The 6,065-nt window shown below is 77.3% G+C and carries 5 protein-coding genes and 2 pseudogenes; all 7 read left to right on the top strand.

Annotated features, from left to right (window positions below):
* A pseudogene (locus tag VER05_RS04730) lies at window positions 1-1,187 on the top strand (hypothetical protein); the annotation flags it as partial.
* Window positions 1,184-1,654 (top strand): roadblock/LC7 domain-containing protein, encoded by a 471-nt coding sequence (locus VER05_RS04725; RefSeq protein WP_324844245.1) that lies wholly within the window; start codon window positions 1,184-1,186, stop codon window positions 1,652-1,654. The pseudogene VER05_RS04730 and the gene VER05_RS04725, both read left to right, overlap by 4 nt.
* A 1-nt stretch (window position 1,655) precedes the next feature.
* Window positions 1,656-2,054: a DUF742 domain-containing protein gene (locus VER05_RS04720; protein ID WP_324844244.1), complete on the top strand. Its 399-nt coding sequence runs from the start codon at window positions 1,656-1,658 to the stop codon at window positions 2,052-2,054.
* Window positions 2,035-2,685: a GTP-binding protein gene (locus tag VER05_RS04715; protein WP_324844243.1), complete on the top strand. Its 651-nt coding sequence runs from the start codon at window positions 2,035-2,037 to the stop codon at window positions 2,683-2,685. The genes VER05_RS04720 and VER05_RS04715 overlap by 20 nt, the downstream gene beginning before the upstream one ends.
* Window positions 2,678-4,066 (top strand): PAS domain-containing protein, encoded by a 1,389-nt coding sequence (locus VER05_RS04710; RefSeq protein WP_324844242.1) that lies wholly within the window; start codon window positions 2,678-2,680, stop codon window positions 4,064-4,066. The genes VER05_RS04715 and VER05_RS04710 overlap by 8 nt, the downstream gene beginning before the upstream one ends.
* Window positions 4,063-5,736: a GspE/PulE family protein gene (locus tag VER05_RS04705; RefSeq protein WP_324844241.1), complete on the top strand. Its 1,674-nt coding sequence runs from the start codon at window positions 4,063-4,065 to the stop codon at window positions 5,734-5,736. Before VER05_RS04710 ends, VER05_RS04705 begins: the two co-directional genes overlap by 4 nt.
* Window positions 5,733-6,065: pseudogene (locus VER05_RS04700) on the top strand (hypothetical protein); the annotation flags it as partial. The gene VER05_RS04705 and the pseudogene VER05_RS04700, both read left to right, overlap by 4 nt.

Below are 6,065 nucleotides of genomic sequence, written 5' to 3'. Positions count from 1 at the left end.
AGGTCGCCGCCGAGCCGGACGACACGACGGTGCTGCCGGAGCCCGGGTACGGCGGGCTCGCGGCGCTGTCCGACCCCGCGAGCGGGCCGCTGCCGATCACGCCCGGCGCGCCCGCCGAGGAGGCCTACGTCCCGCTCGTGGCGCCCGGCGGCGGCGATCCGCTGGTGCCGCGGCAGGAGCGCGGGGCGTTCGCGACCGACCCGATGCCGCGCCCGGCGCCCGGCGCCGCACCCGGCCCCGCGCCCGACCCGGCTCCCGGGCCCCGCCGCACCGCCGGCGGCCCCCGCCCCGCCGACCTCCCGCCCGTGCCGGACCTCGCGCTGCCGTCGTTCGACGCCATCCTGTCGGGCGAGACGCCGATTCCCGGCGGGCCCGGCGGACCCGGCCTCGGCGCCGGCGCCGCGCCCGGCCACCCGCCGGACGCCGCGCCCGGCCACCCGCCCGACGGTGCCCCCGTCCCCGACCCGGCGGGCGCCGGACCATACGGCGCCGCGCACGCGACCGGACCCGCCCCGGGCCACCCGAACGGGCGCGCGCACGGCGGCCACGCCGCGGACCGCGCGCCGGGCCGGGGTCGGGGCCGCGCCGCCCGCGGCGCCCGGGCCTCCGCCCGCTCCGCCGGCCGCGCCGCCGGGCACGACGCGCCGACCGCACCCACCGCGGGCGTGGCCCGCCCGGGCGGCCCCGCCGAGGTGTTCTACCCCGACCCCGACCCCGGCTACGACCTCGCGGCGGGCCCCGGCGGCCGCGGCTCGTTCGTCCCGGGCGGCGGGCCGGCCGCGGACGGCCCGTTCGTCCCCGGCCCGTCCGGTCAGGGGAGCGCCGGCGGCCCCGCCGCCCCTGATGCCGCCACGCCGACCCCCGGCGGCGGCCTCGCGCTCGACGCGCACGCCTCGTTCGCCGAGCGGGCCTCGCTCCAGCGCCAGGCCCTCGCCGAGCTGAGCAGCATCTCCGCCTACCGCCCGCAGGCGACCGACCCCGGCGCCGGCTCCCTCACCCGGCGCACCCCCGCGGCGACGGCCGCGGTCGTCGACGCGCCGGAGGACGCGATCGTCCGGGACGCCGAGGCCCTGCGCGCCCGGCTGACCGCCTTCCGCGCCGGCACCGCCCGGGGCTCCCAGGCGGGAGTCGCGACCGACCCGCTCGCCGTCACCGACCTGACCAGCGTCGCCGAGGAGGCACGATGACCGGATCGACCGAGAGCCGCACGGGGTTCGTCTGGCTGCTGGACGAGCTCGTCCGATCCACGCCCGGCACCAGGTTCGCGCTCGTGGTGTCCGCCGACGGCCTGCTGATGACGATGTCGCAGGGCCTGGAGCGCACCCGCGGCGACCAGCTCGCCGCGATCGTGTCCGGGATGGCCAGCCTGACCCGGGGCGCGGCGCGCGAGCTCGGCGGCCGGCAGGTCGCGCAGTGCGTGCTGGAGATGGACGTCGGCTTCTTCGTCCTGATGCACGTCTCCGGCGGCTCCGTGCTGGCCGTGGCGGCCGAGCCGACCTGCGACGTCGGGGTCGTCGGCTACGAGATGGCCATGCTCGCGAGCCGCGTGCAGACCACGCTCACCCCGCAGCTCGTCGCCGACCTGCGCCGCGACCTCCCGGTCGACCACCCGGCGGACCGCCCCGCGGACCCGCTCGACGGGACGGGGAGCTGACGTGGCCGGGCGGCGGAGCGACCGCGAGCCCGTGCCCGGGGTGCGGCCCTACGTGCTGACCGGCGGCCGGGTGCCGGCGGACGGCGACGTGCGGCTCGACACCCTGGTGCACGCCGGCGACGACCGCGGCGACGCCCCGCTGTCCGGCGCGGAGCAGCGCGCGATCCTCGCCGGCCTGGCCGGCAGCTACCTGACGGTCGCCGAGATCGCGGCCCGGCTGCGGCTCCCGCTCGGGGTCGCGCAGGTGCTGGTGGCCGACCTGGTGCGGCTCGGCGCGCTGCAGGTGCACGAGGCGGGCCTGCCGCCGCTCGGCGGGCCGGGCGCCGCCACCTCGGCCGAGGAGCGCTACCTCGTCCTCGACGTCTTGGAGAGTCTTTACGATGGCATTTCCTCCCTCTGACCCGGGCGCCGCGGTGCCGGCGCTCGACGCCGGGCCCGACGCCCGGCCCGACGCCCACGGCGGCGCGCACCGCGCCGCGGCGCCGACGGTCGTCAAGATCGTCGTGGCCGGCGGGTTCTCGGTCGGGAAGACGACGTTCATCGGGTCGATCTCCGACATCGAGCCGCTGAACACCGAGGCCGCGATGACCGAGCACTCCCTCGGCGTGGACGACGCGGGTGGCGTCGCGGACCGCAAGACCGCCACCACCGTCGCGATGGACTTCGGCCGCATCGCGCTGCCCGGCTCGCTGTGGCTGTACCTGTTCGGCACCCCGGGCCAGGACCGGTTCCTGTTCATGTGGGACGACCTCATGCGGGGCGCGATCGGCGCCGTGGTCCTGGTCGACACCGACCGGCTCGACCAGTGCTTCCCGGCCGTCGACTACGTGGAGTCGCGCGGCATCCCGTTCGTCGTCGGGGTGAACTGCTTCGACGGCGTGGCGAAGCACCGGCTGGAGGACGTGCGCGAGGCGCTCGCCATCCCGGCGCACGTGCCGGTGCTCTACACCGACGCCCGGTCCCGCACCGCCACCAAGCAGGTGCTGCTGACCCTGGTGCGGCTCGCGATGGAGGGGCTGCGCCGTGCGTGACCGCCCCGCCCCGACCGGCGAGCTCCGGTCCCTCGGCCCCACGGAGCTCATCTTCTCGACGACCGACGCGCGCGGCGTCATCACCGCGGCGAACGGCGCGTTCTGCCGGGTCGCCGCGCACGAGCAGCGCGACCTGATCGGCGCGCCGCACAACGTCATCCGGCACCCGGGCATGCCGGCCGGCGCGTTCCGGGCGATGTGGGACACCCTCCAGGCCGGGCGCCCGTTCGCGGCCTACGTGCAGAACCTGGCCGGCGACGGCGTCGCGTACTGGGTGTACGCCACGGTGACCCCGCTCGGCGACGGCTACCTGTCGGTGCGGATCGGCCCCGCGGTCGAGCGGACCTGGGGCGCGGCCGCCGGCGCGTACGGCGCGGTGCTCGAGGTCGAGCGGGCCGCCCGGGCGGACGGCGCCGGCGCCGCCGCGGCGGCCGAGGCGGGCCGGGACCACCTGGTGCAGCTGCTCGCCGGGCTGGGCTACGCCGACCACGACGAGTTCATGCACGCGGTGATGCCGCAGGAGGTGCTCGCCCTGGTGGAGCGCCGCCGGTGGCGCGCCGACCCCGCGGCGGTGCACGGCCCGGCGGGCGACGTGCTGGCCGCGTGTCTCCTGGTCACGGTCGAGCTCGAGGACCTGCTGCTGCGGCTCGACGGCCTGGCGCACCTGGCCGAGCGGCTGCAGGCGGTCGAGCGCGACGCGCTGGGGGCGGTCGCCGCGCTCGCCGAGGTGACCCTCCTGGCGTCGCAGGCCTCGGCGACCGTCTCCGACACCGCGCCCGTGCTCACCAGCACCGCCGGCGCGATGTCGACGCTCGGCGACGAGGTCGGCGGGATGATGACCGCGCTCGCCCCGGCGCTGGCCGGGGCCCGCCGGTCCGTGCTCCGGGTCCGGTTCCTGATCGCCCTGGCCCGGCTGCACACCGACATGGTCGTGGACGTCGCCCAGGAGGTCGGCCGCGGCGAGCCCGAGGTCGGCCCCGAGCACCTGGCCCAGCTCAGCGCGACCCTGCGCGACGACCTCACCGCGGCCACGGCCGAGCTCGCGGCGGCGGCCGGCGTGCTGCGCGCGGTCGGGACGGACCTGGAGCAGGCGCACGACCGGCTGCGCCGCACCGACCGGTTCCTGGCGACCTGGCGGGTGCAGGTCCCGCGGTACCAGGTGTCCCGGCAGCTCGCGCCGTACGTGTCGCCGATCGACGGGCGGCTGCGGATGAGCCACGAGCAGCTCGGGGCGATGCGGGACCTGGCGCAGGCGTGCGAGCGGGAGGCGCGGCCGTTCGACGACACGGCGCTGCGGGGGCTGGTGGACGCGATCGCGCGGGCGGCGGAGGGGCTGCTGGCGCCCTGGCCGGCCGGCGCGGCGGCGGGCGGTGCGCGATGAGCGACCAGCTCGCCCGGGTCCTGCTCGAGCGCGGCCTCGTCGACGAGGACCGCCTGCTCGCCGCGCTCGACGCGCAGATCGCCACGCGGACCGCGCTCGGCCCGGCGCTCGTCGCCAGCGGCGCGCTCACCGAGGACCAGCTCGTCGTCGTGCTCGCCGAGCAGGCGGGCATGGCCTACGTCGACCTCGACGCGGTGGAGATCGACCGCGACGCGGTGGGGCTCGTCCCCGGCGGGGTGTGCCGCCGGCACACCGTGCTGCCCGTGGCCGTCGAGGCGGGGGAGCTGGTCGTCGCGACCGCCGACCCGGGCAACCTGCTGGCGCTCGACGACCTCCGGTCGCTGACCCGCATGCCCGTGCGCCCGGTGGTCGCCTCGCGCCGCGCGCTGGTGCAGGCGATCGACCGGTGGGTGCGCGCCGACTCCGAGATCGCCGACCTGAGCCAGACGCTCCAGGGCCAGGAGGAGGCCGCCGGCGACCTGTCCCAGGTCGGCGACACCGTCTCCGCCGACACCCCCGTCGTCCGGTGGGTGAACCTGCTGGTCACCCAGGCGATCGCCGACCGCGCGTCCGACATCCACGTCGAGCCCGCCGAGACGGAGGTGCGCGTCCGGTACCGGATCGACGGCGTGCTCAAGGAGCAGCAGAGCGCCCCGAAGTCGATCCAGTCCTCGGTCATCTCCCGGATCAAGGTGATGTCCGACATCGACATCGCCGAGCGCCGCAAGCCCCAGGACGGCCGGCTGTCCGTGACGCACGCGGGCCAGAAGATCGACCTCCGCGTGGCGACCCTGCCGACGGTGTGGGGCGAGAAGGTCGTCATGCGGGTGCTGGACAACTCCACCGCCCGGCTCGACCTGCGCGACCTGTCGTTCTCCGGGCACGCCTTCGAGGTCTACGGCCGGGCCTACGCCAAGCCCTACGGGATGATCCTGGTCACCGGGCCGACCGGCTCCGGGAAGTCCACGACGCTGTACGCCACCGTGAACGTGGTCTCGAAGCCGGAGATCAACGTCATCACCGTCGAGGACCCGGTCGAGTACCGGCTGCCGGGCATCAACCAGGTGCAGGTGAACCCGAAGGCGGGGCTGACCTTCGCCGGCGCGCTGCGGTCGATCCTCCGCTCCGACCCCGACGTCGTGCTGCTGGGGGAGATCCGGGACCACGAGACCGCGCAGATCGCGGTCGAGGCGGCGCTCACCGGCCACCTGGTCCTGTCGACCCTGCACACCAACGACGCCGCGTCCGCGGTGACCCGGCTGGTGGAGATGGGCATCGAGCCGTTCCTGGTCGGGTCGGCGCTGGACTGCGTGGTCGCGCAGCGGCTCGCCCGACGGCTGTGCGCCAAGTGCGCGGAGACCTACGAACCCTCGCCCGCCGACCTCCGGTCCGCCGGGTTCGCGTGGCCCGACCCGTCCCGCCCGGTCGAGCTGCGCCGCCCCGTGGGCTGCCCCGCGTGCTCCGGCACCGGGTACCGCGGGCGGCTCGCGCTGCACGAGGTCATGGAGGTCTCGGAGGCGATCGAGCGGCACGCCGTGGCGGGGTCGTCGGCGCAGGAGATCGCGGCGACGGCGCACGGCGAGGGCATGGTGGCCCTGCGCGAGGACGGGTGGCAGAAGGTCTGCGCGGGGCAGACGTCGCTCGAGGAGCTGCTGCGGGTGGTCGTATGACCGCGCAGACGCACGAGCACGCCCGGGCGGGCGCGGCGTGGCCCGGCGCGGCGGCCGAGCCCGCGGCCGGGCGGACGGCCCGGCCGGCCCCGCCGGCCCCCTCCCTCCTGGACCGGGTCGTCGAGGAGGCGGTCGCGCTGGACTGCTCCGACATCCACCTCGCCGCCGAGCACCCGCCGCTGCTGCGCGTGCACGGCGAGCTCCGGGCGGCGGAGTCCGTGCCCCGGCTCACCGAGGCGGACGTGCGGGCGGTCGTCGCCGGCATCGCGTCCGCGGACCAGCTCGCGCGGTTCGACGCCGACCACGAGCTCGACTTCGCGCACGAGGTC

The organism is Cellulomonas sp., assembly GCF_035634735.1.
Classification (GTDB): Bacteria; Actinomycetota; Actinomycetes; order Actinomycetales; family Cellulomonadaceae; genus Cellulomonas.
This window is presented reverse-complemented; position numbering and strand designations above follow the sequence as displayed.